This window comes from Rhodobacterales bacterium HKCCA1288 (assembly GCA_015693905.1).
Classification (GTDB): domain Bacteria; phylum Pseudomonadota; class Alphaproteobacteria; order Rhodobacterales; family Rhodobacteraceae; genus M30B80.
In genome coordinates, this window is sequence record CP065161.1 from 103,592 (window position 1) to 130,194 (window position 26,603).

Consider the following 26,603-nt stretch of genomic DNA (forward strand, 5'->3'; position numbering starts at 1 on the left):
GGACAATAACCATGCGCTACATCTCGACACGCGGCACAGCGCCTGAACTGACATTTGAGGACGCCATGTTGACGGGGCTTGCCCGTGATGGGGGGCTGTATGTGCCTGCAAGCGTCCCACAGTTGAGCCATGCGGAGATCGCCGCAATGGCGGGTCTGCCTTATGAGGAGGTCGCCTTTCGCGTGATGCGCCCCTTTGTGGGCGATACATTCAGCGATAGTGAATTTGGCGATATCATCACCCGCGCCTATCAGGGCTTTCGCCACGCAAGCCGCGCCCCGCTCAAGGAATTGGCACCCAATCATTTCCTGATGGAATTGTTCCACGGCCCCACCTTGGCGTTCAAAGATTTTGCGATGCAGCTTATTGGGCAAATGTTTGAGCATAGCCTGACCAAACGCGGGCAGCATGTGACCATTGTGGGGGCAACGTCAGGCGATACAGGCTCTGCCGCGATGGAGGCATTTCGCGGGCTTGATGCGGTGTCGGTGTTCATCCTGTTCCCCCATGGCCGTGTGTCCGAGGTGCAGCGCCGCCAAATGACCACGGTCACCGAGGCCAATGCCCATGCTTTGGCTATTGACGGCACATTTGACGATGCGCAGGCGCGGCTCAAAGATATGTTCAATGATCTCACCTTTCGCGATGAGGTGCGCTTGGCAGGGGTGAACTCGATCAACTGGGCGCGTGTCATGGCGCAGGTTGTTTATTATTTCACCGCCGCAGTCAGCCTTGGCGCGCCACATCGTGCCGTCAGCTTTACCGTGCCGACTGGCAATTTCGGCGATATTTTCGCGGGCTATATCGCGCGCCAAATGGGTCTGCCGATTGATCGTCTTGTGGTGGCGACCAATAGCAATGACATTTTGGATCGCGCCTTGCGCACGGGCGGCTATCATATGGGCGGTGTGCAGGCCACAATCAGCCCTTCGATGGATATCGAAGTGTCGTCCAACTTTGAGCGGGCATTGTTTGATGCATATGGTCGTGACGCAGGCGCGGTTGTGCAATCCATGGCTGCGTTGAAATCCGAAGGCGGGTTTGACATCAGCCAAGGCGCGCTTGAGGCTTTGCGGGACATCTTTGCCTCGGGTCGTGCGAGCGAGGATGAGACATCCGCGATGATCACATCTTGCCTGTCAACATCGGGCGAGCTGCTTTGCCCCCATTCCGCAGTCGGGGTTCATGTGGCCCAAGATCACCTTGGGACGACCCCGATGGTTACATTGGCCACAGCGCATCCTGCGAAATTCCCCGATGCGGTCGAGGCGGCAACAGGCATCCGCCCCGCATTGCCGCCCCATATGGCAGATTTGTTCGAGCGTTCCGAACGGGTGCAGCGCGTGCCAAATGACCTTGCCGCCCTTGAGGCGCTGATCCGCGAAAAGGTGGCCGCATGAGTGTTGAGATGCACCAACTCTCCAACGGGTTGCGGGTGATCACCGAACGGATGGAGGGGCTGCAATCCGCAGCAATCGGGGTTTGGGTGTCCGCAGGCGGGCGCCATGAGCGGGTCGAGCAAAACGGCATCGCGCATTTCCTTGAACATATGGCGTTTAAGGGCACGAAACGGCGCAGCGCGCTGCAAATCGCCGAGGAGATCGAAGATGTAGGCGGCTATATCAACGCCTATACCTCGCGCGAAGTCACCGCCTATTACGCGCGCGTGTTGGAGCAAGATGTGCCCCTTGCCCTTGATATGATTGCCGATATCGTGCTGAACCCTGTGTTTGATCCCCGCGAGATCGAGGTTGAGCGGGGCGTCATCCTGCAAGAAATCGGTCAGGCGAATGACACGCCTGATGATGTAATTTTCGACTGGCTTCAGGAAACGGCCTATCCCAACCAACCGCTTGGGCGCACCATTCTTGGCCCCAGTGAGCGGGTACGCGGCTTTGGTCGCGAGGATTTCGGCCAATTCGTGACCGAACATTATGGCCCCGATCAGATGATCCTATCGGCCGCAGGGGCGGTGGATCATGCGCAGATCGTGCGACTGGCCGAAGAGAATTTTGGCCATTTACCCTCACGCCGCGCGGCCCCAGCACCTTTGGCGCAATTTGCAGGCGGAGAATTCCGCAAGGTCAAGAAACTGGAACAGGCCCATATTGCGATGGCCTTTGAAACACCTGGATATCGGTCTGACGACATCTATACCGCGCAGATTTACGCAAGCGCGCTTGGCGGGGGCATGTCCTCGCGCCTTTTCCAAGAACTGCGCGAAAAGCGTGGCCTGTGCTATTCGATTTTTGCCCAAGTGGGGGCCTTTGATGAAACGGGCCTTCTTACCATTTACGCAGGCACGGGCGGTAAGGATGTGGGGGATTTGGCGCTTTTGAGCATGGATGAGATCAAGCGCGCCGCGAGTGATTTGAACCAAGCCGAGCTTGATCGTGCGCGCGCGCAGATGAAAGCGGGGCTTTTGATGGGGCTTGAAAGCCCATCTTCCCGCGCTGAACGTCTGGCACGGGTTTTGGCCATCTGGGATCGTGTGCCGCCCCTAGAGGAAACTGTGGCGCGGATTGATGCGGTCAGCCTTGCGCATATTTGTGACTTTGGCGCAGGGATTGCCGAAAGCGGCGCGCTTGCCTTGGCGCTTTATGGGCCCGTCAGCAAAGCGCCTGATTACGCGCAATTGACGCAGCGTTTGGCGGCTTGATGCTGAGGCGGCGGCCGAAACTTGCCATTGAAACCGAGCGCATGACCCTGCGCCTGCCTCTGCATGAGGATTATCGCCATTGGGCGGGATTGCGTGAAGCGTCAGCCGCCTTTCTGCAGCCATGGGAGCCTGCTTGGTCATCGGATCATCTGACCCGAAAAAGCTTTTCTGCGCGGGTCTATTGGGCACAGCGTGCCTCATCGGAAGAAAGCGCGCTGCCGCTGTTTTTGATCCGCCGCGAAGACCAACGCCTGCTTGGCGCGGTCACATTGGACAATATTCGCCGTGGCCCCGCGCAGGCGGGAACGATTGGCTATTGGATTGGGCAGCCATATGCGCGCAACGGATATATGCGCGAGGCGGTGGTGGCCTTGATCCACTATGCTTTTACCCGTCTTGATCTGTCCCGTATCGAAAGCGCCTGTTTGCCTGAAAACACCCCTTCCCGTGGTCTTTTGGAGAAATGCGGCTATAAATATGAGGGGGTCGCGCAAAGCTATTTGCAGATCAATGGGCGCTGGCGCAATCATGTGCTTTACGCCAATTTGCGCAGTGACCGCCGTGGCCGCACCGAAGTGGGCTAAGGCTTTGTGGGTGTAAGGGGGACAGGCGTGACAGCTTCATCAAAACTTGACGCGGTGAAGGGCGATTTGCCCGCAGATATCTGGCGCGAGGCGACCCCGAACTATCTCGAAGAACCGCGAGGGCGGTGGCAGGGCAAAGCTGCGGCTGTTTTGGCACCGCGCTCTACCGAGGAGGTTGCTTTGGCCCTGCGCGCCTGTGCGGCGCATCGGGTGGCGGTGATCCCCTATGGCGGCGGCACGGGCTTGGTCGGTGGGCAGCTGTCTGAAAATTTTGATCATGGCGTGATTTTATCACTCGAGCGGATGCGCGCGATCCGCGCGATGGACGAAGATGGGCGCAGCCTAACCGTTGAGGCGGGTGTTATCTTGGCTGATATTCACGCGACCGCGCAAAAGGCGGGGCTGCTTTTCCCCTTAAGCCTTGCAAGCCAAGGATCGGCGCGCATAGGCGGCCTTTTGGCGACCAATGCGGGCGGGGTGAATGTTCTGCGTTATGGCAATGCACGGGATTTGGTTTTGGGCATTGAGGCGGTGATGCCCGATGGCAGCATTTTTCACGGGCTGTCGCCTCTGCGTAAAGATAACACGGGCTATGATCTGCGCCATTTGTTGATTGGCTCTGAGGGCACATTGGGCATCATTACAGCGGCCAGTTTGCGGCTTTTCCCTGAGCCTGCGGCACAAGGCGCGGCCCTGATGGCGGTGCCCGATCCACGCGCGGCCCTGTCTTTGTTGCGAATGACGCAGGATATGGTGGGCGAGGGGCTTTCGGCCTTTGAATTGATGCACCGCCAAGGGTTTGATTTCTTGGCCGAGGTCGGGCCAGATTTGCGTCAACCTTTTGATGACATCCCCGAATGGTGCGTCTTGATCGATTTGGGCCTTGGCGCGGGGCAAGATCCCGCCGCGCTTTTGGAGGGGCTATTTGCCCGTGCTTTTGAGGCGGATTTGGTCAGTGATGGGGTGATTGCCCAATCCATGGCGCAGCGGGATGATTTCTGGGCCTTGCGCGAAAACATACCCGAGGCCAATCGGCGCATCGGCGCGGTCAGTTCCCATGACATCTCTTTGCCCGTGGGGCTGGTGCCGCAATTCATTGCTGACATTCCTGCGCGCATCGCCGAGATCGGGGATTTCCGCCATAATTGCTTTGGCCATATGGGGGATGGGAATTTGCATTACAACATCTTCCCCATGCCAGGCAAAACGCGTGCGGATCATCTGGCCGAGCGCGATGTGATCAAGCGCGCCATGCATGATCTGGTGCATGAGATGGGCGGATCCGTATCTGCCGAACATGGGATCGGGCGGCTTAAGGTCGATGACCTTGAACGCTATGGCGACCCTGCCAAATTGGCCGCCATGCGCGCGATCAAGGCCGCGCTTGACCCGCAAGGCATCATGAACCCTGGTGCCGTGCTGCGCAGCAACGCAGGCTAAGGGCGTTTATTCCTCGGGCGGGATTAGGCGCAATTCGCCTGCCTCCTCCAAGTCACGGATCGCGGCAATGACGCTGTTCATTGCGGCCTCCCCTTCCTCAAGGCGCGGGGTCTCGCGGGCATTGGCATCTTCGCGGATTTGTTCGGCCAAGCGCTTGGACATATTGCCAAGCAAGAACTCCACCACTGCAGGGCAGGATTTCAAACCAGCGGCCAAGGCGGTCAGCATGGTTTCACCATCCACTCTACGCATAACCTTGGCCACATCTTTGGCATCCAAACGGCGTGGAATATGCTCGAAGGTAAAGATGGCGCGCTTCACATCCTCGCCGAAGGCGGCGTCGCGTTCCATCAACCCTTTGAGGATCGCCTCGCGCGCTGTGCCGCGCGCAGCGTTGAGCATGGCCCCAACACGTTCGACTGCGGATGCCTTGAACACTGAACGTGGCTGAGATTGCATTTGTTTTAATAGGGCCTTGCCAATTTTCTCAACCATCGTTGGGGTCACAGTCGAGGTGAGGGAGATTGCATGGGCCACTTGTGGCGCGCGATCCTCGGGCAGGCCTGCCAGAATTTCGGCGGCCTTAGCCACGCCAATTTTTGAAAGCAAAATGGCGCAAACCTCGGCGCTTTCATGCACCAAAAGCGGGGCAAGCCGTTCGGCGGGCATGGCGGCCAAAATGGGCCACGGGTCTGACCCATCCCCTGCGGCAGCTTTGGATTTCAGATTCTCTGCGGCATTGGGGGAGAGGTGCTGTTCCAACAGTTGCACGGCATCGGGCAGGGCACTGGGAAAGGTCAGCGCCAGATCATCCAAGGCTTCGGCAAATTCGCGGATCACGGCATAAAGCGTGTCGCGGTTGATCGGCCCCAAACGCGACATGGTCAATGCAAGGGTTTCTTGGTGTTCTGGGGGCAGGCGGTCAATCGAGGGGGTTAGTCCCTGCGACAGAAGCAGACGCACAATCACCGCCGCCTTTTGCGAGGGTTTCAGCGGCCGCACCCGCGCGGCGCGCGAAGGCAGGCCTTGGATAGCCATCGCGGCAGGCCCAAGGATTTCTTCCTCCTGCGTTTCTGAAAAACTTGCACCGCTCAAGGGGTCTTTGACCCGCCCGGCAACGGCCATATTCTCTGTATCATCCGACAGCATATCCATGCGCATCACCCAGATCTCGCTTCACCCATGGGCGAATGTGGCGGCAAATCCTTAATCATTGCCTAGCATGCGGAGGTCAAAACGTGATGTTATGTGCAAGATTTTACACGATTTAAAAGGAAAACCCCGCCTTTGAGGGGCGGGGTTTGTTGCGGGTGCTGCCGTCTTTGGCCCTTAGCCAAAAACGCGCTTGAAAATCGTGTCTACGTGTTTGGTGTGATAGCCGAGGTCGAATTTCTCTTCGATTTCTGCGGCGCTCAGTGCGGCGGTCACTTCGGCATCTGCGAGAAGTTCGGTTTTGAAATCAGCCCCTTGCTCCCAAACTTTCATCGCGTTGCGTTGGACAAGGCGATAGGCGTCCTCGCGGCTGACGCCCGCTTGGGTCAACGCCAAAAGCACGCGCTGCGACATCACCAAACCCTTAAACTTGTTCATATTGGCAAGCATGGTTTCGGGATAGATCACCAGTTTTTCGACAACGCCCGCCAAGCGGTTTAATGCGAAGTCCAAGGTGATGGTGGCATCAGGGGCAATCCCGCGCTCTACTGAACTGTGCGAGATATCCCGCTCGTGCCAAAGCGCGACATTTTCCATTGCGGGGATCACCGCCATTCGCACAAGCCGCGCAAGCCCTGTCAGGTTTTCGGTCAAGACAGGGTTGCGCTTATGCGGCATTGCCGAGGAGCCCTTTTGCCCCGCAGAGAAGAATTCTTCTGCTTCAAGCACTTCAGTGCGTTGCATATGACGGATTTCGATTGCGATATTTTCAATGCTGCTTGCAATGACGCCAAGCGTGGCAAAGAACATCGCGTGACGATCGCGAGGGATCACTTGGGTTGAAATCGGCTCAGGCGAAAGGCCCATCATTTTGCAGACATGTTCCTCAACGGCGGGGTCGATATTGGCGAATGTGCCAACCGCGCCTGAAATCGCACCCGTGGCGATCTCGGCACGCGCGGCTTGCAGGCGGGCCTTGTTGCGATCCATTTCCGCATAGAAGCGGGCAAAGGTCAGGCCCATTGTGGTGGGTTCTGCGTGAATGCCGTGGCTGCGGCCAATCCGAACGGTGTCTTTATGCTCTATCGCGCGGGTTTTGAGCGCGGCTAAGACCTTCTCCAGATCCGCCAGCAAAATATCCGCCGCGCGCACAAGCTGCACGTTCAGGGTGGTGTCCAGAACGTCTGATGAGGTCATGCCCTGATGCACGAACCGCGCATCCTCAGACCCGATATGCTCGGCCAAATGGGTAAGAAAGGCGATCACATCATGCTTGGTGACAGCTTCAATCTCGTCAATGCGGGCCACATCGAATTCTACATCCTTGGCCTTCCAAACGGCGGCGGCGTTTTCGCGGGGGATCACGCCAAGCTCGGCCTGCGCATCGCAGGCATGGGCTTCGATCTCATACCAGATGCGGAATTTGGTTTCGGGCGACCAAATGGCAACCATTTCAGGGCGGGCATAGCGGGGGATCATGGGCGAACCTTCTGTAATGCAGTTTCAAAGGGGTTGCGCGCCTTCTAATCTAAATGTCACAGAAGGGGAAACCGCTTTTCGACCGCCTGCGACCATGAGGGAGGCCAAATTGGATCATTGCGCCCTAATACCAGAAAGTGACGCGCTGGCAGGCGCGTGGCGGGTCGCGCGCGAGATCCACGATCACCGCGCAGAAATGCACGGTCATTTCGAAGGGCATGCGCGGTTCACCCCCGCTGAGGATGGTGTCCTGCGCTATCACGAGGCAGGGCGTTTGAACTATGGCGCGGGTCAAATCTTTGAGGCGGAGCGGCGCTATATTTGGCGGCGCGTCCCAGAGGGTTGGCAAGTGGATTTTGACGATACCCGCCCCTTTCACCTCATTCGCGCCGCGGATCACCCTGCGCGCCATGACTGTGCCCCTGATCTCTACATCTTGCGCTATCAGTTTGAGGCACTTCCGCGGCAGTGGCAGTGCCAATGTCGTATTACGGGGCCGCGCAAAGATTTGGATTTGGTGACGAATTATTATCGCGACTGATCGCGATTGACCCGTTCGGCCTTCTTGCGCACCAAAACGCTGCGCAGATCATGCATCGCCAAAAGCAAGCGATCAGTGAAATCCTCGAGATCCTCATCATCGGCGCGGGATTGCGCCCAATGTGCCGTTTCGTTGAGATGGTCGATGGTGCGGTGAATGTCATCGAGGTCACGGCGCTTGAGCAGGGCGCGGCGCGCCTCCATCCATTGGGTTATTGCGGTGGTCTCGTCTGCGGTTAACTCATGCGCGCCATGCGCTTTGATATTGCCATTGCGGATATTCACCATGGCAATCTCGTGCATTTCAATACGGCGGTGGCGGTTTTCGGTATCAACCCGAAACACCGATGCCCCGTTTTCACGCACGCGGAAATAAAATTCAGGCAGCTCGGCCATGGCCCCCCAACGACACAGATACCCCAGTTATACAGCCGTATGACCCTGCGCGGCTTTGGTCAAAAGGTCAAGTGACCTTGCGCTGTGGCGTTGATTTATGGGGGATTTGTGTGCCACCCGCAGCAGGCGCTTGCGGCGCTGCTGCGGGTGGGGGAGTTGTTCACAGAACAAAGATTATTTCAGGCTTGCGCAGAAGCGTTGGATGCGGCTGCACGCCTCGCGTAGATTGTCATCCGATGTCGCATAGGACACGCGGAAATTGGGCGATAGGCCAAAGGCCCCCCCAAAGACCACAGCCACGCCCTCTTCCTCGAGAAGGGCTGTTGCGAAATCCTCATCCGTTTCGATCTTTTTGCCAGCGGGGCTGGTCTTGCTGATGCAGCCTGCAATGGACGGATAGACATAAAATGCCCCGTCTGGTGTTGGGCAGGTGATGCCCTCTGCCGCGTTCAGCATCTCAACCACCAGATTGCGGCGGCGCAAGAACAGCGCCACGTTATCCGCCAAGAAATCCTGCGGGCCATTGAGCGCCTCAACAGCGGCCCATTGGCTGACCGATGAGGGGTTCGAGGTGGACTGACTTTGAATTTTGCGCATCGCGCCAATCAGGTTCTCGGGGCCTGCCGCATAGCCGATCCGCCACCCTGTCATCGCATAGGCCTTGGAGACGCCGTTACAGGTCAAGGTGCGCTCATAAAGGGCGGGCTCCACTTCGGCCGGGGTGCAGAATTCAAAGCCGTCAAAGACCAGATGCTCATACATATCATCCGACATGATCCAGACATGAGGATGGCGCAGCAACACATCGGTCAGCGCCTTCAACTCGGCGCGGGTATATCCCGCACCTGTGGGGTTCGAGGGGCTGTTGAAAATGAACCATTTGGTCTTGGGGGTAATGGCCGCCTCAAGCGCCTCGGGTGTCAGTTTGAAATTCGTTTCAATCGTGGCCGTTGCGATGACAGGGGTGCCGCCTGCAAGCAGAACCATATCGGGGTAGCTCACCCAATAGGGGGCAGGGATGATCACCTCATCGCCGGGGTTTAAAGTGGCCATCAGCGCATTATACAAAATTTGCTTGCCGCCCGTGCCCACCGACACTTGCGAGGGTTTATAGCTTAGGCCATTTTCCCGCTCGAATTTCTTGCAGATCGCCTGCTTGAGTTCGGCAATACCATCCACCGCAGTATATTTGGTCCGACCCGCATCAATCGCGGCTTTGGCCGCGTCTTTGATGTTTTGGGGGGTGTCAAAATCAGGCTCACCTGCGCCAAGCCCAATCACATCTTTGCCTTGCGCCTTCAACTCTGCGGCGAGGTTGGAGACGGCGATTGTGGGGGAGGGTTTGACCCGCGAAAGCGTGTCGGACAAAAAGGCCATTGGATTTCTCCAGTTCTGCGGCGCACGCATCAAAGGCGGGGGCCTGCGGTTTACTTCACTGCGGCACAGCTTTAGGGTTTGGCGCAAGGCTGTTCAAGCGCGGAATTGTTGGGCGAAGTGCCGCATATATGCATTTCCTGCGCCTTTATCCCTTTTAGGTTGAACAGTGAGAGCTGCGCGCGCCCGCGCTGTGCAGCGTGAAAATAAGTTGGCCGATTTGAAAAGGAGCCTCCGCAATGAGCGATGATGTGATCACCCATGAGCCCCAGACAGATGCAAGCTGGTATGACGAAGATACAGCCACATTTGGGGATCGTATGGCAGGGGCGCGCGAAGCGGCAAATATGGGTCAAGCAGAACTGGCGCGGCGCATGGGGGTCAAAGCCAAGACGATCCGTGCATGGGAAAATGACCAAGCCGAACCGCGCGCCAATAAGTTGCAGATGTTGGCAGGGGTTTTGGGCGTGTCGATTATGTGGCTGTTGACAGGGCGCGGCGATGGGATTGATGGCCCGTTTGAGGCATCTGCCCTGAGCGAAGACACCAGTGCGATCCTAAAAGACCTGCGCCGCATTCGTGCCGAGCAAGCCCAACTCTCCGAAGCCTTGGGTCGGTTGGAAAAAAGATTGCGTCAAACTCTGGTGCAAGAGGCAGGTGGGCAGTAGAGAGGGGTAAATTTGCCCCCAGCGAAGAGGCCGCCTATGTCCCAATCAGCCCCCCAAGAGACCCGCGAAATCCGTCTCAAGCGTCTTCGGATGCGGGCATGGCATCGGGGTATCAAAGAGATGGATTTGATCTTGGGGGGATGGGCAGATGCGCATTTGCCCTCTGCTGATGATGCCACGCTCGATCTGTTCGAGGCGGTGCTCGAGGAGGCGGATCAAGACCTGTATCAATGGGTTTCTGGGCAAAGACCCGCGCCTGATCATATCGCAGAATTCCTCGAACAAATCAGCCGTGAGTTTCGCGCCACATTAAACCGCAGCACTTAACGGTTTTTTTGTTTTTTGCCGTCATCTGTTGGGTCGTGACTGAATCACGGAGTAGCAGATGAGTATTGAGACCCCCATTGTTCCCGCAGGATCGCGTGCTTTGGCCGCGGGCTATCTTGAATCCCTCGCCTTGGTGGAGCGGCTTCATCGTCTGCTTCTCGATGTGATCAAAGACGAATTTGAGCGTCTGGGGATGTTGGAGGTCAATTCCGTTCAAGCCCTGCTTTTGTTCAATATCGGCGAGCATGAGGTGACAGCGGGCGAGTTGAAAAGCCGTGGCTATTATCAAGGCTCGAACGTGTCGTATAACCTCAAGAAACTGGTTGATATGGGGTTCATGCACCACCAGCGCTGCGATATTGACCGCCGTTCCGTGCGGGTGCGCCTGACGCCAAAAGGGCGCGAAGTGCGCAATGCCGTGGCCGAACTTTTTGAGCGGCATGCAGGGCAATTAGAGGCGCAAGGCTTTCTCATGGCGGATGGTGTTGGGCAAATCAACCATTCGCTAAAACGATTGGAGCGGTTCTGGACGGATCAAATCCGCTATATCTATTGATTAGCCCTCAGTGGCCTCGAACCCTTCGGGTATGACCAGATCATAACCTTTGTCCTGCAAAGAGGGCAGCACTTGATTGGCCAAGACCCGTTGCGTGATCGGGCCTCGGAAATGTAGCACCACTACACCTTCGGAATTGATAAAGAAGGTTTCAGGCATCGCAACCACGCCCCAATCGCGCCCATTTCGCGCTTCTTCATCGCGACCGATGCGGTCATAGGGATTGCCCAATTCAGATAAAAAAGCACGCGCTTGGCCCAATTGATCGCGATAATTTACGCCAAATAGCGGGTTTCCTGCTTCGGCCAATGCGGTAAGGGTCGGATGCTCGGCGCGGCAGGGTGGGCACCAACTGGCAAAGAAATTCAGAATGATAAGCCCGTTGCCCTCAAGATCGGCACGGGTCAGAAGCGGCGTGTCGTCAAGCGCCGTCAGATCAAGATGCGGGGCCACGCGGCCTTCACGCGTGGAGGGGAGGGCGGCCGTGTCAACGCCGATGCTGCGCGCGTCCTCCGTGCGGCTTAGCTGCACCGCCGCAAGCCCGAAAAACCCAAGCGTTACGGCCAAAGGCACAATCATCATCGGACGAAATTTCATCACAGGTTTTCCGTAGATTTTGGACGCTTGGCCGTGCGGCGCGCTTCGAATTCCTCAAGCCTGATCCGCGTTTTGCGCCCCTGCCAAACAGAGCCTGCCACCAAGATCAACAAAAGCGCCAATGTCCCTGCATAGGCAGATAAGACCTCGACCGCATATGGCCCCAGATCGGGAAAGATGAAAGCTGTCATGCCATCCGCTCCTGCGCGATCAGGGCGCTGAGGCGGCGGGCGCGAATTTCAGTGCGCGTGCGCAACAGCACAAGGCAGATAAACAAAAGGCCAAAGCCGATAATGCAAATCCAAAGCGGATAGGCAAAGACATCGGCGACATTTTCCTCGGCATCCATAGACAGCGAGGCGCCTTGATGCAGGCCTTGGTTCCAGAACAAAATCGCATAGCGCGAAATCACCGCAAAGACCGTGCCAACAAGGCAAAGAACGGCGGTCAGGTCTGCGGCCGTATCGGGGTTTTCGACCGCCGCCCACAGCGCCATATAGCCCAGATAGAACAGGAAAAGGATCAAAAATGCGGTCAATCTTGGGTCCCATTCCCACCATGTGCCCCACATGGGTTGCCCCCAGACCGCGCCTGTGAACAGGCCGATCAGCGTAAACACCATCCCAACGGGGGCCGCGGCCTTGGCCGCGAGGGCGCTGACATGGTGGCGGCGAATGACCCAAACCAACGAGGCGGCCAACATCATAAACCATGTGCCCGAACCCATAATCGCGGCAGGCACATGGATATAGATGATTTTGACAGTCGCGCCTTGGCGAAAATCATTCGGGGTGAAGAAAAACCCCCAGATCAGCCCACCCACCACCATGGCAACGGCAAGGGCCGTCACCCATGGCAGAACCGCGCCCGACAGCGACATAAATTTTCGCGGATTTGCGTATTCCCATATGCTCATGAGCGCAGAGATTAGTCGCAGCGCCGCAAGGCCACAAGGGGCTGAAAGAGCGGCAGCCTAGCGCAGATTGACGCGGAGGACAGAGGCCGAAGCAAAGGGCAAAATCGCCAAACTGCCCAGACTGATGGCCGCCAATAGGGCCAAAGGGGTGCCAACCGCCTCGCCAGAGGCCCCGTATGAGACGACCATCGACCCAAAAAGCAAACTGGGCACATAGAGCGGCAGCACCAATAGCGACAGCAACAACCCGCCCCGCCGCATCCCCACCGTCAAAGCCGCGCCAAATGTGCCAATGGCCGAAAGGGCGGGCGTTCCTACCAAAAGCGAGATGACAAGCCACAGAAACCCGTCTTCGGGCAAATTCAACAACAGCCCCAAAAGCGGCGCCACCAAGGCCAAGGGCAGCCCCGTGGTGATCCAATGCGCCGCAGATTTGGTGATTGCGACCATCTCAAGGGGCAGGGGGGAGGTTGCCAGAAGTTCAAGACTGCCATCTTCCCAATCAAGGGCAAAGATCCGATCCAGTGATAAAAGGCAGGCCAAAAGTGCGCCAAGCCACAAAACGCCCCCCGACACCTCGCGCAGCAAACCCGTTTCTGGCCCGATCCCGAACGGCACCAGAACCGAAACGATCAAGAAAAAAGCAAGCGCAAGGCCAAAGCCGCCCCCCGCTTTTACGGCCAACCGCAAGTCGCGTATCAAAAGACCGATCATGCCGCCCCCCAATCCGAAAACGGGTCAGTCTCGGCTAACTTTTTGCACATGAAAGGTTTGATGTCGAAAATTCGCGCCTCGGCCAGCCCGAGATCAATATGGGTGGCAATCAATGCGGCCCCGCCACGGGCCAAATGCGCCTGCACGGCGGCAGCAAAGCGCGCGACATTTTCTTGGTCAAGCGACACTGTCGGCTCATCAAGGCACCAAATGGGGCGCCCCGTCACTAAGAGCCGCGCAAGGCTGAGGCGGCGTTTTTGACCTGCACTCATTTCGCCTGCAGGGCGGTCACGCAGATCATGCAGATCAAACGCATCAAGCGCAGGCGTGATGTCACGTTGTCCAAAAACACCTGCCCAAAAATTCAGGTTTTGCGCCACGGTTAGACTGGTTTTGATCCCGTCTGCGTGACCGCTATAGGCGATGCTATCGCTGGCGCAACTGATCTGTCCCGACAGGGCGGGGGCTAGCCCCGCGATGATCCGCAACAGCGTGGTTTTACCTGCCCCATTCGGCCCGCGCAGCACCACGGCCTCGCCCGCAGAGAGGGTGAGGTCGACATTTTGCAACACTTGCACAGCGCCACGCGCGCAGGCCAGAGAGGTGATTTCCAACATCATAGCTTCACAGCTAAACGGAATTTAAGAATTTGGAAAGCGCGCAAACAGGAATGCTTGCGCCTGCCTGTGAAAAAATGTATGCAACGGCATACAAACGCGACCAACCCCCATTGCCACATCCAAAAGCAAGGGCTAAGGCCGTGACCGTTCAACCCGTTTTTTCGATGAGGGAGGCAAATATGCCCATCACCGTAGGCCACGATAGCGCCGCGACCCGCAAGACCCTGACGGCAGGGGGAAAAACCTATGCCTATTATTCCATCGCCGCCGCTGAGGCCGCGGGGCTTGGCGATTTCTCGAAATTGCCTGCCGCGTTGAAAGTGGTGCTGGAGAATATGCTACGATTCGAAGATGGTAAGACGGTCAGTGTCGATGACATCAAGGCCTTTGCTGAATGGGCCAAGTTGGGTGGTCAAAACCCGCGCGAGATCGCCTATCGCCCCGCCCGCGTTTTGATGCAGGATTTCACAGGCGTGCCTGCGGTGGTGGATCTGGCCGCGATGCGGGACGGGATCAAGGCGCTTGGCGGCAACCCTGACAAGATTAACCCGCTGAACCCCGTGGATTTGGTCATTGACCACTCCGTGATGATTGACGAGTTTGGCAATCCGCGCGCCTTCCAGATGAATGTGGATCGCGAATATGAGCGCAACATGGAGCGTTACACCTTCCTCAAATGGGGCCAGAACGCATTCAACAATTTCCGCGTTGTGCCTCCTGGAACGGGGATTTGTCACCAAGTGAACCTTGAATATCTGGCCAAAACGGTTTGGTCGGATGTGGATCAGAACGGCGATTTGGTCGCCTATCCTGATACGCTTGTTGGCACAGACAGCCACACCACCATGGTCAATGGCGCGGCTGTTTTGGGATGGGGCGTTGGCGGTATCGAGGCAGAGGCCGCAATGCTTGGTCAACCGATCTCGATGCTGATCCCCGAAGTGATTGGCTTTAAATTGACGGGCGCAATGGTGGAAGGCACGACAGGCACTGACCTTGTGCTGAAAGTTGTGGAAATGCTGCGCAAGAAAGGCGTGGTTGGCAAATTCGTTGAATTCTACGGCGAAGGTTTGGATCGCCTGCCTTTGGCGGATCGCGCGACCATCGCCAACATGGCGCCGGAATATGGCGCGACATGTGGCTTCTTCCCAATTGATGATGAAACCCTGCGTTACCTGCGCAACACGGGCCGCGAGGAAGAGGTTATCGCCTTGGTCGAAACCTATGCCAAGGAAAACGGGTTCTGGCGCGATGCGAATTACGCGCCCGTTTATACCGACACGTTGGAATTGGACATGGGCACGATCGTGCCTGCCATTTCTGGCCCAAAACGCCCACAAGATTATGTGGCGCTGTCGAGCGCAAAATCCGCCTTCCGCAAGGAAATGGAAGAAACGTTCAAGCGTCCTTTGGGCAAGCAGGTCGCCGTCAAAGGCGAAGATTACAGCATGGAATCAGGCAAGGTTGTAATTGCTTCGATCACCTCCTGCACCAACACATCGAACCCTTATGTGATGATTGGCGCAGGTCTTGTGGCGCGCAAAGCCGCTGAATTGGGCCTGACCCGTAAACCATGGGTCAAGACATCGCTTGCGCCAGGCAGCCAGGTTGTATCTGCCTATCTAGAGGCCGCAGGCCTGCAAGAAGATCTTGATAAGGTCGGCTTTAACCTTGTGGGCTATGGCTGCACCACCTGTATCGGTAACTCTGGCCCGCTGCAGAAAGAGATTTTCGAGGCGATTGCCGAGGGTGATTTGGTCGCCACCGCGGTGCTGTCAGGGAACCGTAATTTCGAGGGCCGTATCAGCCCTGATGTGCGCGCAAACTATCTCGCCTCGCCGCCGCTGGTCGTGGCTTATGCGATTGCGGGCACGATGGATATTGATCTGGTCAATGACCCGATTGCCCAGACCCCAGATGGCCGTGATGTTTATCTCAAGGATATTTGGCCAACCACGCAAGAAGTGGCAGAAACAGTTGAGCGCACTGTGACGCGCGAAGCGTTCCAAGCCAAATACGCCGATGTGTTCAAAGGCGATGAGAAATGGCAGGGGGTCAAAACCACCGATCAGCAGACCTATGATTGGCCTGCGACCTCGACCTATGTTCAGAACCCGCCTTATTTCCAAGGCATCACGATGGACACCAAAAAGATCGAGAATATCGAAGGGGCCAAGGTTCTGGCGCTTTTGGGCGATATGATCACCACAGACCACATCAGCCCTGCAGGATCGTTCAAGGACACCACCCCTGCGGGTCAATATCTGATCGAGCGTCAGGTGCCTGTACGCGAGTTCAACTCTTACGGCGCGCGCCGTGGCAATCACGAGATCATGATGCGCGGCACATTCGCCAATATCCGCATCAAGAATGAGATGTTGGATGGCGTTGAAGGCGGCTATACCAAAGGCCCAGATGGCGCGCAGACCTCGATCTTTGACGCGGCAATGGCCTATCAAGAGCAAGGCACGCCCTTGGTGATCTTTGGGGGCGAGCAATATGGCGCGGGCTCAAGCCGTGACTGGGCTGCAAAAGGCACCGCCCTTTTGGGTGTCAAAGCCGTGATCGCAGAAAGCTTTGAGCGCATCCACCGCTCCAACCTCGTTGGTATGGGGGTAATCCCGTTCGAATTCACAGGCGGCGACACCCGCAAGACCTTGGGTCTGACGGGCGATGAAACCGTGGCAATCAAGGGCTTGGATACAATCACACCCTTGGCCGAAGTGCCCTGTGATATCACCTATGCCGATGGCAGCGTGAAAACGATCACGCTGAAATGTCGGATCGATACGGCGGTTGAGATCGAATATATCGAGAATGGCGGCGTCTTGCATTACGTTCTACGCAACCTCGCCCGCGCTGCGTAAGCCTCGCCACAGTGAAACCAAAAGCCCCGCGCATCGCGCGGGGCTTTTTTATTTGGGTGGGTTTTCGGCGAATTCTACCTCGACAATCCGCGCTTGCCCCGTGGCCCATTGCCAGATTTGGCGGGGGGCTTGGTTTATTTCGGCGCTGCCGCGTTTGAGTTTGCGCCATGTTTTGGCCCATCCTTTGGGGCGCACGGCTTTGCCAAGGCCTGAGATATCAGAATTATAGGCATAGGCGCGCTGTGTCGCCATCGCGGGCACAATGATGCTGGCGGCCAAAGCACGGCGAATGGGGCTGACCGTGTCATTGAACAGGAAATGGTCAATCGGCACCCGCATCTTGCCGCGCCAAGACAGGGCCAGCTCCGCCCCCCGCCGCGACAGGATATAGGCCCCACCCCCGACATGACGCGAACGCATCGGGTGGATTGCGCGGCCTGAGGGGGTTTGACCAATTTGCGCGCCAAGCAATAGTTTGGATATGCCTTCGTTGAATTTCTCAAGTTTGACCGCCTCAGTGCCGCGCGGGATCCAATCAGAGGTCATTACCGCAGAGGCCAGATCAGCGGCGAGATAGATGTCATCCTCTAAAAAGAGGGCGAATTGCGCGTCTGTTTGCAGAAAGGCGGCCCAAGCCTCGGTGTGGCTGACGGTGCAGGCGCGGTCACCCAAACCAAGCCGACCCAAGGGGCCATATTCGGCAATCACAGCATCTATGCGGGCGGCATCCGCGCTTTGTGCATCACAGGCGGAATGACGAATGAAGGTCACGCCGCGCGCGCGCAGATGATCCCCGATCCGCTCGAGCCGATCAGGGCGGCGGTCGAGATTAACGACATAGATTGGGATATTTTGCGCCATGCGCGCCTCTGGGGTGATTTCTGCTTGCGGCGCATTTGTCATGAAAGCGGCTGTTGGGGCAAGCAATGATGCGCGGCGCTTGTGTTCAAACCCGTGGCTGGGCTATGCCATTCCCAAGGATAAAGGAGCGGCGCGCGTGCAAGACTGGCCTGTTTACGTCATCAATATGGACAGCAATGAAACGCGGCTCGCCCGTGTCGGCGCAGAGTTGGACGGCGCGGGTGTCGCATGGACGCGCCTGCCTGCGGTGAATGGTCGGGCGCTGTCCGAAGGCGAGTTGGCCCGCGTCTATGATGTGCGCGCCAATCGCCGCTACGCGCGGCATGATTTGGTGGCGCCTGAAATTGGCTGTTACCTCAGCCATATCAAGGCCGCTGAGTGGCTGTTGGAAAGCGGGGCTGAGGCCGCGGTGGTTCTAGAGGATGACCTGCGCATCACGGGTGACTTTGCCGCGACCCTATCCGCCTTGCAGGATGATCTGCAAAAGCGCCCCGCGGCATGGGATATGGTAAAGCTCTTTTCGTTCAAGCCTGTGCGCCTTGATCAGGCGCAGGCGATTGGGCTGGGCTTTACGCTGGGTCGCCCTGATCGCGTTCCCTCTACCACTTTGGGCTATGTTCTGACGCGGGCGGGGGCCGAAAAAATATTGGCCAAAGTGCCGCCGATTTTCCGCCCTGTCGATGAAGATCATAAGCATTTTTGGGAGTTTGATTTGCGCGTGGCGATGATTGCGCCGCAAACGATTGCCATAGGCGCGCAAGAGACGAGCGATGGCACAGTCGGCGATAGCCGCAAAAAAATGGCGCAGAAGGATCCGATTTGGATCAGGTTGTGGCGCTTTGGGCGGTATCGCGTGAATTACCGCCTGCACTTGGCGCGCGCACGGGCCAAGGGATTATAGGCGCGTGGTCAAACGGATCTTCCATATCATGATGGGGCGCGATGGTGGCACAGAGCGCTTCTTCCTTCGCCTGACCCAAGGGTTTCATGAGGCGGGGATCGAACAAGAATTTGCCGTGCGGCCCGCGCAAATCTGGCTGCCCGAATTGGCCCCGCGCGGGCGCGTGCATCAGGCGACCTATTTGCGCCGTGATCCGATCTCGCTCCTGCGTCTTTGGGGCTTGCATCGCCAAATTGCGCGGTTCGCGCCTGATGTGGTGATGGCATGGCGCGCCCCCGTTGCGCGCCTGATCCCCGATGGCCCATGGGTCAAGGTGCTGCGCCTTGGCGATTTTCCGTTCAATATCAATTATTTCCCGCGTCTTGACGCAGTAATTGCCAACACGCCCGACATTATCACCCATATTCGCGGCCAAGGGTGGCAGGGCGCAGCACACGTGATTTCAAACTTTCCGCCCGCGCCGAAAACTACATCGGGGGCGCATGTGCCCCAAGCCCCCCGCGCCAAAGGCGGGCGGGTCGTGGCGATTGGCCGCTTTGTCGGGATCAAGGGGTTTGACACGCTGATCCGCGCAATGAGCCACGCACCTGACGCAGAATTGTGGCTGATCGGTGATGGCCCACTAGAGGCGGATTTGCGCGCCTTGGTTGCCGATCTTGGTCTTGTGTCCCGCGTCCATTTCTTGGGGTGGCAAGGGGATATTCTGCCTTTTGTGCAGGCCTGCGATATCTTGGCCATGCCGAGCCGTGATGAGGCTTTGGGCAATGTCATCCTCGAGGCATGGGCGGCAGGGCTGCCCGTGGTCGCCACGCGCAGTCAGGGGCCGCTCTGGTATGGGGTGGATGGCGAGAATATGGATTTGGTTGATATTGATGATGCGCCTGCGATGGGGGCCGCGATTGCACGGCTGGGGGCAGATCCTGCGCGGCGCGCGCGATTGGCCGAAGCGGGCGCTGCAACCCTTGCAGCACGCTTTTCCAAAGAGGCAGTGATCGCGCAATATGTAACCCTTTTTCAAAATCTGGCCGAAGAAAAGGCGCTGCGATGACCGGACGCCGCGTGATCCATATGCATTTTGGCACCGATGGCGGGGCGGAGCGGTTCTTTGTCAATCTGTGTCAGGCTTTGGCTGAAGCGGGGGTTGAGCAGCGTTTTGTGATCCGCCCCAATCGGGCTTGGGCCGAGGATCTTCGCCCGCTTGGCGCGATTTATGAAACCAATTTTCGGCTTCTCAGCCCTCAATCCCTTTGGCTGCGGTGGCGCTTGCGCCAGATGCGCGCGGCGTGGCGGCCAGATGCGACATTTGCATGGATGTCGCGCGCCTCGAAACTCTTGCCCCAATCGGGTGGGGGGGTGCGGATCACGCGCTTGGGGGATTATCCGCGCCATTTGAAAAACTTCGCACGCAATGATGTGATCGTTGCGAATACGCCCGGTATTGCGCAGGCTTGCCGCGATTTGGGTTGGCAGCGTCCCCTTGGGGTGATTTCCAATTTCGTGCGCGAGGTGACACCGCGTGCGATCGCGCGCACCACCTATGACACGCCTGACGATGCCTTTTTGATTGTCGGGTCGGGGCGTTTCATTCATCGCAAGGGGTTTGACACGCTGATCCGTGCCTTCGCACAGGTGGAGGGCGCGTATTTATGGCTCGCGGGTGAGGGCGAAAAACGCCCCGCGCTCGAGGCGCTTGCCCGTGATCTTGGGGTGATAGATCGCGTTCGCTTTTTGGGTTGGGTCGAGGAGCCGATGCATCTTGTGGCCAGCGCAGATGCCTATGTCATGCCTTCGCGCCATGAACCGCTTGGGAATGTCATTCTCGAGGCATGGCGCAGTGCCACCCCTGTTGTCGCCACGCGCAGCGAGGGGCCATCATGGTTTTGTGAGGATGGCAAGAATGCGCTGCTTGTTGACATTGACGATGTTGATGCAATGGCACAGGCGCTCTTGCGATTGCGGGCGGAGCCAGACTTGGCCGCGCAATTGGTGACAGCGGGCCAAGCGCAATTATCCGAGAAATTCACCAAATCCCGCGTTGTGGCGCAATATTTGGCGCTGATTGACGGGGATTTGTCTGCAATGGATTTTGGCCGATGAAGGTGTTGATCATCAATATGGCAACGGCCACGGATCGTATGGCGTTTATGGCCGCGCAGATGGATCATTTCGGTCTGGACTGGGCGCGGATTGAGGCGATCACCCCCGACACGTTAACCCCGCCTGCCGATGATCCTGTATGGCATCGGTGGCAGCGCCCCTTGCGGGTGACAGAAATGGCGCTTTGCGCTTCGCATATGGCCGCGTGGCGCGCTGTGATTGCGGCGGATGTCCCGCATTTGATTTTAGAGGATGACGCGACCTTGGCCGCGGATTTGCCCGCCTTCCTCGCGGGTGTTGCGGGGTTGACCGATGTCGATCACATCTCGCTTGAGACGCGCGGTCGCAAAAAGGTTTTGGGCCGTGTCTTGCATTCTGCGGCCCCGATGCTGCGCCTGTGGCAGGATCGAACGGGTTCTGCGGCCTATATCGCCTATCCTAAGGGGGCAAAGCTGATGCTTGATCACGCGCTGCGTGTGGGTGGGCCATCGGATGCGATTATTTCCTCCACATATGGGATGCGCAGCTATCAGGCTGTTCCTGCTTTGGCGGTGCAATTGGATATTTGTGCGCAATATGGGGTGCCGCAGGCGCTTGAAACTCGATCATTGATTGATGCCGTTGAAAAGCCGCGCTTGCCGGTGTCAGGCATGGCGGCGCTTGGGTTTCGGACACGGCGGATTTGGGGGCAGATCGTCATGGGATGGCGCCAGTTGCGGTATCGGGGCACAAGGCTGCATGTTGCGCCTGCGCGCGATTGGCCAAAGATCACGCTATGAGGGCGTTACGGGCCTATATTGATATTCCACCGATATGGCTGTTCCTTGCCGCAGCGGTGGCGTGGATCTTGGCGCGAGAATTGCCCCTGATCATGGCCTTTGGCCCCGTGTTTCGTGTCGGCGGGGGTTTGACCATCGCTGTGGGGGTCGCCGTGATCTTATGGGCGGCTTGGTTTTTCTATCGGGCCAAAACACCGATTGAACCGCGCCATACCCCAAAGGCTTTGATCACATCTGGCCCGTTCAAATATAGCCGCAACCCGATCTATTTAGGCATGGTGTTGATTTTAATCGGGTGGGTATTGGTTTTGGGTGCGCTATCGCCTGTCTTGATCCCCTATCTCTATTTTTGGATGGTGGATCAACGATTTGCTGCCCCTGAGGAGGAGGGGTTGCGCCACGCGTTCGGCGTTGAGGGACTGCGCTATATTCAAACCACGCCGCGTTGGATTTAACGCTTCTTTGGTTTCCTTCGATAACAATCGCGGCCATAGTTGTGGCATGGGTGGAATATTACCGTGGCTCGCAAAGGCTTGATTGGCGCAGTCGCGAAAAGCGGCCTATGTGAAAGGGGACAGTGCAAGAGGGATGATGATGACAGGCTCGCTGCTGCAAATGGTTCTAGGTCGGATGGTCATTGGCCTGCGCCCCATGGTGCAGGCGCTCTGTTTTGCGATTTTAGCCATCATGGCCCTTTCCCCCAAAATGGCCGAGGCGCAATTATCCGCAACAGGCCCTGTTGTTGTGGAATTGTTCACCTCGCAAGGCTGTTCCTCTTGCCCGCCTGCGGATGCCTTGCTCAATGAATTGGCCACGCGGGGCGATGTTTTGCCCTTGGGTCTGCATGTGGATTATTGGGATTATATCGGTTGGCCCGACACATTCGCCCAACCTCAATTCTCGCGGCGCCAAGAGGCCTATGTGCGCGCCGCAGGGGGGCGGCGGGTTTATACGCCGCATATGGTCGTGGGGGGGCATGATCATCTGGTGGGGGCGCAGCCGATGGAATTGGCCGATTTGATCCGCGCCCATGCCGCGCAGGGCTATCCTGTTGCGGTCGAGCTTATTCGCAGTGCAGACGGCTATCGCCTGACGGCGCAAACCACGCAGACTGCGCCAATGGTGGTGCAGGTGATCCGCTATACCCCGCGTGCTGAGGTGGATATCACCCGTGGCGAGAATGCGGGGCGTGATGCCCATTACAGCAATGTGGTGCGGGGTTTGGAAATCTTGGGCGATTGGGATGGCCGCGCCCCGTTTGTGCGCACGATCACGGCAGAGGCAGAGACGGATTTGGCCGTGGTGGTGCAGGCCCGTCTTGGCGCTGGTGCGCTTGGCCCTGTGATGGGGGCTGCACGGGCGCCTCAATAAACGGGGCGCTACAAATCGCGGCGCAGCGCCTCTTCCTCTTCGGGATCTAGATCAAAATAACGCAATTGGCGTTCCGGCTTCCAGCGGCGATGCACCCACAGCCATTGTTCGGGTGTTTCGCGGATGCGCCGCGATATTGCATCTGAAATGGCCTGCGTCATGGCCTCGGCTGTGTCATGCGGGATGGGCGCATCGACCAGAATATCGAAATCCAAGCCATTTTCACAGCGGCGTGCAAAAATTGGCACAACCAGCGCGTCATGGCGCAACGCCATTTCCGCCCCCGTCAGGGCCGTTGGTGCAGGTTTGCCTAAGAAATCAACGCGCACCCCGTCTGCAAAATATTGATCCAACAAGATGGCGCATTGCCCTCCCCCCTTAATGTGGCGCAGGAATTGCGCCACGCCCCGCCGCCCGCGGGGAAAGGCGGGGCCGCCGAATGCGCGCATCGTATCTTCGTAATGGGCATTCACATAGCCATTGTTCATTGGGCGATAGAGCCCGCCCATGTGATAGCCGCGTTGGTTCATGGCGCTGCGAAAGGCTTGGTAATTGCCGAAATGGCCTGAGACAAACAGGATCGGGCGCCCCGCCTGTCGCGCGGCTTCGGCCGCCTGCCATCCCGCGCCATGAGGCTGCCAGTGCCCTGCACGGGCAATCAGGTCGGGTGCGGAATATTGCTCGATCACCGAACGGCCCAGATTATCTAAACTGGCATCGGCAATATCCGCGCGCCGTTTCTCGGGCAGATCAGGCCAGATATAGGCCAGATGCCCCATCGCGCGGCGGCGAAACCCCGCAAGCGGCCCCAACACGCGCCGCGTCAGCCATCCGATCAAGGCCACACGCTGCGCATAGGGCAGGGCGCGTGCCGCCGCCAGAACCGCTTGGAACAGGGCGTTTACGACCCAATCAACAGGGGTGCGGCGATCTCGGTCATAGGCGGCCATGGCGGCTGTATCTTTCCCTCAGCCATCCGCGCGGGTGGATGCCACATGGTCAATCTGCGGGCCGAGATGGGGCATCGGATAGCCCGCAGTGGCAATCGCGTCCAAAATATCATCCCGCGCCATGGTGCCTGCAAGGGCAAAGGCCGACAAAACCGCCGAACGCGTGCCAGAGGCGCAATAGGCCAAAATCTTGCCGCTGCTGCCCTCAATCGCATCGGCCTGTTCGTCAATCATGTCCATGCTTAACCCCGCAGCCCCCATTGGGTTATAGACAAATTCCAAGCCCGCCGCTTCGGCCGCGGTCTCAAATGCCGCTGCTTGGAGGGCTTCGGGGTTCTCGGCATCGGGGCGGTTGCAGATCAAGGCTGTGAACCCTTCTGCTTTGAGGGCGGCCAAATCCTCGGGTGCGACTTGCGGCGAGACAAAGATTTTATCGGTGATTTGGCGCAGTTCCATTTCGGGGCATCCTTTGGTTGGGCGGCTATCTCGCCCAATCTAGGCAGGGTTGGGGCCAAGGGCAATTGCAGAAGTTGACACAAATCAAAGCGGCGCTGCCTGCCTCGCGGCACTGTTGGGGGGTGAACAGGCAAGTTTTAGGAAAGGATAGGGTTATGAGTGGCCATCTGAGTAAAACTGCGATTGCCGCAAAGCGTGATCAATTACAGACACGTTTGGCGCAATTGGATCAGCGCATTCACACTGTGGAGGATGCGCTTGACGCCCCCCATTCGCGCGATTGGCCCGAAGCCGCCAAAGAGCGCGAAGATGACGAGGCCCTTGAGGCGCTTGGCCTTGAAGCACAGCATGAGATTGCGATGATAAACGCGGCAATCGCGCGCATAGATGCAGGGCAATATGGGATATGCACCTCTTGCGATTTGCCAATAGCCGAAGACAGGCTAGAGGTTCTGCCCTTTACGCCGTTTTGCCGTGATTGTGCCGCACAGGCGGCCCATTGAGCCGCGCGTTTCAGGCGAGGAAAATTCCAACCACCACGGACATCAGCCCGAGCGCTGAGAGCAAAAGCGCGCCCATATTGATCACCACGATCCGTTGCAATTTTGCGCGCAACTCAGCCTCAGGCAGGCCCGCGCGTTTGGCGGCCATGGCCGCGAAAATGCAATAGGCCAAAAAGCCAAGACCGATCAGTGTTAGCCCCGTCCCGATCCAAACAAGCCATTCCATCGCGCATATTCCCTTGGGCTTAGACTTCACCGCCTGCGGGCTAACGCGATTGCGGCCTTCGCGCAATCCCTTTGCGCCAAACGCGCTTGCGAAAGCCAAGGACAGGCGCTAGGTCATGGGCCGCAGAATTGCGCTGACCCGCCCTAAGGAGAGATGTGTCATGGATGACCAAATTGCCCCAAGCCCCGCTGCCCCCTCCTCCTCGGATGCGACCTATCGGGTCACCGCAGATGAGCTGCGCGCCTTTATCGAGCGGTTCGAGCGTCTCGAAGCCGAGAAAAAAGACATCGCCGATCAACAAAAAGAGGTGATGGCCGAGGCCAAAGGGCGCGGTTACGACACCAAAGTCATCCGCAAGCTGATTACATTGCGCAAGCGTGAACCTGACGATATCGCCGAAGAAGAAGCCGTGCTTGAAATGTATAAAGAGGCGCTTGGGATGCGCTAAGGCGCAATCATCCTCACCCCTTCGATCTGTGCCACGCTGAGGAAATCCGCCTCATAGGCCGCACTCATTCGGTCGAGCAGGGTTTGATCCCAATCTGGGATTGTGCAGGCCTCAACCATGAGATCTTCTTTCGCGTATCGCTCTAGGAATGCCAGATGGATACGGCGTAAATGCGCGGTCGACTGGGGCGGGTTTGTCATCAAGTAAAGCTCCATCTGCGCGGCCACAGATTTATCAAGCAAAGACGCGACCAAATCGCTTTCGCCCTTGAGGCGGGTGTCGGGCGGTAGGCCCGCCAAGGCACGCATCACATCGCCCCAAATCAAGGGCGTATCTTCGTTGGCCCAAACTGTCAGCTGTGCATCAGGTTGAGCCGCGCGCAGCCGTTGCAGCATCTCTGACCACCGCAGGGCTTCGGGCTGTATATCCGCCGCAAATTCGTTGAAGTCATCATAACGCGATGCCCGAAATAATGCGGGCAAAAGCGTGCTTGGATCTCGCAACGCAATAAAGAATTCGATCTCGGCCTCGGGGAAAAGGGCGCGCATATTGTCAGTCTGCCGCTCAATCGCGGGCCAAAATTGTGCACCTTGCGCAACAAGACGATTGATCGAGACAAGCCTTGGGTCAGATAACACCAAACGCTTGGGCGTTCCCGCACCCAGTATCGCATCTAAAAGCGCCTCGGTGATCTCGCGCGAAGCGGCCTTGCCTTTGAGTGCGCGCATGGTGTCGCGCAGCACGGTGCGGAATTGCCCCGCCTCAGGGATTGCAACCCCTAAGGCCGCCAATTCGGCGGTGTTTTTGTTTAGCGCAGCCAATAACATATCGTCATCCGTGCATGGCGCACCGAGATGAAAAGCAACCTGCATAAAAGGCCCAGTCCTTATTATCGCTCGTAACCCTAAGGTGCAAATTACAGAAGGGTCAGGATTTGCGCAAATCCTAATGCCGCAGAGAGGCTGAATGTTTCTTTCGGAAATTTTTCAAGCAGCCTCTTGCGTCCGCCCGCATAAAGCCCTATTTCCCCGCGCAGTGCCCCTATAGCTCAGCTGGTAGAGCATCTGATTTGTAATCAGAGGGTCCGCGGTTCGAGTCCGTGTGGGGGCACCATTTCATATT

31 protein-coding genes and 1 tRNA gene are annotated in these 26,603 nt (G+C 57.7%); 18 read left to right on the forward strand and 14 right to left on the reverse strand.

What is annotated here, in order from left to right; all coding sequences use genetic code 11:
* Window positions 1-11: 11 nt before the first annotated feature.
* The 4 genes from I3V23_00500 to I3V23_00515 are packed head-to-tail and all read left to right on the forward strand — an operon-like array spanning window position 12 to window position 4,683.
* Window positions 12-1,400, forward strand: a complete 1,389-nt coding sequence (locus I3V23_00500; protein ID QPI85538.1) for a threonine synthase — start codon at window positions 12-14, stop codon at window positions 1,398-1,400.
* A complete protein-coding gene (locus tag I3V23_00505; protein QPI85539.1) occupies window positions 1,397-2,659 on the forward strand; it encodes an insulinase family protein in 1,263 nt (420 codons plus the stop codon). The genes I3V23_00500 and I3V23_00505 overlap by 4 nt, the downstream gene beginning before the upstream one ends.
* Window positions 2,659-3,243: a GNAT family N-acetyltransferase gene (locus I3V23_00510; GenBank protein ID QPI85540.1), complete on the forward strand. Its 585-nt coding sequence runs from the start codon at window positions 2,659-2,661 to the stop codon at window positions 3,241-3,243. Before I3V23_00505 ends, I3V23_00510 begins: the two co-directional genes overlap by 1 nt.
* A gap of 27 nt (window positions 3,244-3,270) precedes the next feature.
* Window positions 3,271-4,683, forward strand: coding sequence for an FAD-binding oxidoreductase (locus I3V23_00515; GenBank protein QPI85541.1), 1,413 nt, complete (start codon window positions 3,271-3,273; stop codon window positions 4,681-4,683).
* 6 nt (window positions 4,684-4,689) lie between these two features.
* Here I3V23_00515 and I3V23_00520 read toward each other — a convergent pair whose 3' ends face one another.
* Together I3V23_00520 and I3V23_00525 are read right to left on the reverse strand one after the other, a co-directional pair.
* On the reverse strand, window positions 4,690-5,838 hold the full coding sequence (locus I3V23_00520) for a flagellar motor switch protein FliG (GenBank protein QPI85542.1): 1,149 nt from the start codon (window positions 5,836-5,838) through the stop codon (window positions 4,690-4,692).
* Between the two features lie 174 nt (window positions 5,839-6,012).
* The gene (locus I3V23_00525) at window positions 6,013-7,314 is read right to left on the reverse strand and encodes an adenylosuccinate lyase (GenBank protein ID QPI85543.1); all 1,302 of its coding nucleotides are present in this window, start codon (window positions 7,312-7,314) and stop codon (window positions 6,013-6,015) included.
* A 109-nt stretch (window positions 7,315-7,423) separates the two neighbouring features.
* Here I3V23_00525 and I3V23_00530 point away from each other — a divergent pair, with 109 nt between their 5' ends.
* Window positions 7,424-7,855: a hypothetical protein gene (locus I3V23_00530; protein QPI85544.1), complete on the forward strand. Its 432-nt coding sequence runs from the start codon at window positions 7,424-7,426 to the stop codon at window positions 7,853-7,855.
* On the opposite strand, the gene I3V23_00535 is transcribed toward I3V23_00530, so the two are convergent.
* Both I3V23_00535 and I3V23_00540 read right to left on the reverse strand, forming a co-directional pair.
* Window positions 7,843-8,250, reverse strand: a complete 408-nt coding sequence (locus tag I3V23_00535; protein ID QPI85545.1) for a hypothetical protein — start codon at window positions 8,248-8,250, stop codon at window positions 7,843-7,845. The two genes, I3V23_00530 and I3V23_00535, sit on opposite strands and share 13 nt — an antisense overlap.
* 174 nt (window positions 8,251-8,424) lie before the next feature.
* Window positions 8,425-9,627: a pyridoxal phosphate-dependent aminotransferase gene (locus I3V23_00540; GenBank protein ID QPI85546.1), complete on the reverse strand. Its 1,203-nt coding sequence runs from the start codon at window positions 9,625-9,627 to the stop codon at window positions 8,425-8,427.
* A 236-nt stretch (window positions 9,628-9,863) separates the two neighbouring features.
* Between I3V23_00540 and I3V23_00545 the strand changes: the two genes are divergently transcribed.
* From I3V23_00545 to I3V23_00555, 3 genes are read left to right on the forward strand one after another with little or no spacing between them, the layout of a single operon-like run.
* A complete protein-coding gene (locus I3V23_00545) occupies window positions 9,864-10,292 on the forward strand; it encodes a helix-turn-helix transcriptional regulator (GenBank protein ID QPI85547.1) in 429 nt (142 codons plus the stop codon).
* A gap of 36 nt (window positions 10,293-10,328) precedes the next feature.
* Window positions 10,329-10,619: a succinate dehydrogenase assembly factor 2 gene (locus I3V23_00550; GenBank protein ID QPI85548.1), complete on the forward strand. Its 291-nt coding sequence runs from the start codon at window positions 10,329-10,331 to the stop codon at window positions 10,617-10,619.
* 58 nt (window positions 10,620-10,677) lie between these two features.
* A complete protein-coding gene (locus I3V23_00555) occupies window positions 10,678-11,175 on the forward strand; it encodes a MarR family transcriptional regulator (protein QPI85549.1) in 498 nt (165 codons plus the stop codon).
* Here the strand turns inward: I3V23_00555 and I3V23_00560 are convergent, their stop codons facing one another.
* From I3V23_00560 to ccmA, 5 genes are read right to left on the reverse strand one after another with little or no spacing between them, the layout of a single operon-like run.
* Window positions 11,176-11,772, reverse strand: coding sequence for a DsbE family thiol:disulfide interchange protein (locus tag I3V23_00560; GenBank protein ID QPI85550.1), 597 nt, complete (start codon window positions 11,770-11,772; stop codon window positions 11,176-11,178).
* Entirely contained in the window at window positions 11,772-11,951 is a 180-nt protein-coding gene (gene ccmD, locus I3V23_00565) for a heme exporter protein CcmD (protein ID QPI86609.1), read from the reverse strand. The genes I3V23_00560 and ccmD overlap by 1 nt, the downstream gene beginning before the upstream one ends.
* Window positions 11,952-11,959: 8 nt before the next feature.
* Window positions 11,960-12,688 carry a heme ABC transporter permease gene (locus I3V23_00570; GenBank protein QPI85551.1) on the reverse strand — a complete coding sequence of 243 codons (729 nt, stop codon included), beginning with the start codon at window positions 12,686-12,688 and terminating at the stop codon, window positions 11,960-11,962.
* Window positions 12,689-12,745: 57 nt separating this feature from the next.
* Window positions 12,746-13,402: a heme exporter protein CcmB gene (gene ccmB, locus I3V23_00575; protein QPI85552.1), complete on the reverse strand. Its 657-nt coding sequence runs from the start codon at window positions 13,400-13,402 to the stop codon at window positions 12,746-12,748.
* The gene (gene ccmA, locus I3V23_00580; protein ID QPI85553.1) at window positions 13,399-14,022 is read right to left on the reverse strand and encodes a heme ABC exporter ATP-binding protein CcmA; all 624 of its coding nucleotides are present in this window, start codon (window positions 14,020-14,022) and stop codon (window positions 13,399-13,401) included. The genes ccmB and ccmA overlap by 4 nt, the downstream gene beginning before the upstream one ends.
* Before the next feature lie 179 nt (window positions 14,023-14,201).
* Here ccmA and acnA point away from each other — a divergent pair, with 179 nt between their 5' ends.
* Window positions 14,202-16,889 (forward strand): aconitate hydratase AcnA, encoded by a 2,688-nt coding sequence (gene acnA / locus I3V23_00585; GenBank protein ID QPI85554.1) that lies wholly within the window; start codon window positions 14,202-14,204, stop codon window positions 16,887-16,889.
* Window positions 16,890-16,937: 48 nt separating this feature from the next.
* On the opposite strand, the gene I3V23_00590 is transcribed toward acnA, so the two are convergent.
* Window positions 16,938-17,792, reverse strand: coding sequence for a glycosyltransferase family 25 protein (locus tag I3V23_00590; GenBank protein QPI85555.1), 855 nt, complete (start codon window positions 17,790-17,792; stop codon window positions 16,938-16,940).
* Here I3V23_00590 and I3V23_00595 point away from each other — a divergent pair.
* The 6 genes from I3V23_00595 (at window position 17,791) to I3V23_00620 (ending at window position 22,898) form a co-directional block, all read left to right on the forward strand.
* On the forward strand, window positions 17,791-18,651 hold the full coding sequence (locus tag I3V23_00595) for a glycosyltransferase family 25 protein (GenBank protein ID QPI85556.1): 861 nt from the start codon (window positions 17,791-17,793) through the stop codon (window positions 18,649-18,651). The two genes, I3V23_00590 and I3V23_00595, sit on opposite strands and share 2 nt — an antisense overlap.
* A 4-nt stretch (window positions 18,652-18,655) precedes the next feature.
* Entirely contained in the window at window positions 18,656-19,699 is a 1,044-nt protein-coding gene (locus I3V23_00600) for a glycosyltransferase (protein ID QPI85557.1), read from the forward strand.
* Window positions 19,696-20,748 (forward strand): glycosyltransferase, encoded by a 1,053-nt coding sequence (locus I3V23_00605; protein QPI85558.1) that lies wholly within the window; start codon window positions 19,696-19,698, stop codon window positions 20,746-20,748. Before I3V23_00600 ends, I3V23_00605 begins: the two co-directional genes overlap by 4 nt.
* The gene (locus tag I3V23_00610; protein ID QPI85559.1) at window positions 20,745-21,527 is read left to right on the forward strand and encodes a glycosyltransferase family 25 protein; all 783 of its coding nucleotides are present in this window, start codon (window positions 20,745-20,747) and stop codon (window positions 21,525-21,527) included. The genes I3V23_00605 and I3V23_00610 overlap by 4 nt, the downstream gene beginning before the upstream one ends.
* The gene (locus I3V23_00615) at window positions 21,524-21,982 is read left to right on the forward strand and encodes an isoprenylcysteine carboxylmethyltransferase family protein (GenBank protein QPI85560.1); all 459 of its coding nucleotides are present in this window, start codon (window positions 21,524-21,526) and stop codon (window positions 21,980-21,982) included. The genes I3V23_00610 and I3V23_00615 overlap by 4 nt, the downstream gene beginning before the upstream one ends.
* Window positions 21,983-22,214: 232 nt before the next feature.
* Window positions 22,215-22,898 (forward strand): DUF1223 domain-containing protein, encoded by a 684-nt coding sequence (locus I3V23_00620; protein ID QPI86610.1) that lies wholly within the window; start codon window positions 22,215-22,217, stop codon window positions 22,896-22,898.
* Window positions 22,899-22,906: 8 nt separating this feature from the next.
* Here the strand turns inward: I3V23_00620 and I3V23_00625 are convergent, their stop codons facing one another.
* On the reverse strand, window positions 22,907-23,848 hold the full coding sequence (locus I3V23_00625; GenBank protein QPI85561.1) for a lysophospholipid acyltransferase family protein: 942 nt from the start codon (window positions 23,846-23,848) through the stop codon (window positions 22,907-22,909).
* A gap of 18 nt (window positions 23,849-23,866) precedes the next feature.
* Window positions 23,867-24,304, reverse strand: a complete 438-nt coding sequence (locus tag I3V23_00630) for a TIGR01244 family phosphatase (GenBank protein ID QPI85562.1) — start codon at window positions 24,302-24,304, stop codon at window positions 23,867-23,869.
* A 155-nt stretch (window positions 24,305-24,459) separates the two neighbouring features.
* Between I3V23_00630 and I3V23_00635 the strand changes: the two genes are divergently transcribed.
* Window positions 24,460-24,807 (forward strand): TraR/DksA family transcriptional regulator, encoded by a 348-nt coding sequence (locus tag I3V23_00635; protein ID QPI85563.1) that lies wholly within the window; start codon window positions 24,460-24,462, stop codon window positions 24,805-24,807.
* Window positions 24,808-24,817: 10 nt separating this feature from the next.
* Here the strand turns inward: I3V23_00635 and I3V23_00640 are convergent, their stop codons facing one another.
* Window positions 24,818-25,033, reverse strand: coding sequence for a hypothetical protein (locus I3V23_00640; protein QPI85564.1), 216 nt, complete (start codon window positions 25,031-25,033; stop codon window positions 24,818-24,820).
* A 160-nt stretch (window positions 25,034-25,193) separates the two neighbouring features.
* On the opposite strand from I3V23_00640, the gene I3V23_00645 reads away from it, so the two are divergent.
* Entirely contained in the window at window positions 25,194-25,481 is a 288-nt protein-coding gene (locus tag I3V23_00645; protein QPI85565.1) for a DUF2312 domain-containing protein, read from the forward strand.
* On the opposite strand, the gene I3V23_00650 is transcribed toward I3V23_00645, so the two are convergent.
* On the reverse strand, window positions 25,478-26,353 hold the full coding sequence (locus I3V23_00650) for a hypothetical protein (protein QPI85566.1): 876 nt from the start codon (window positions 26,351-26,353) through the stop codon (window positions 25,478-25,480). The genes I3V23_00645 and I3V23_00650 overlap by 4 nt on opposite strands.
* Window positions 26,354-26,518: 165 nt before the next feature.
* Here I3V23_00650 and I3V23_00655 point away from each other — a divergent pair.
* Window positions 26,519-26,594: transfer RNA gene (locus I3V23_00655), tRNA-Thr, on the forward strand.
* Window positions 26,595-26,603: the final 9 nt, after the last annotated feature.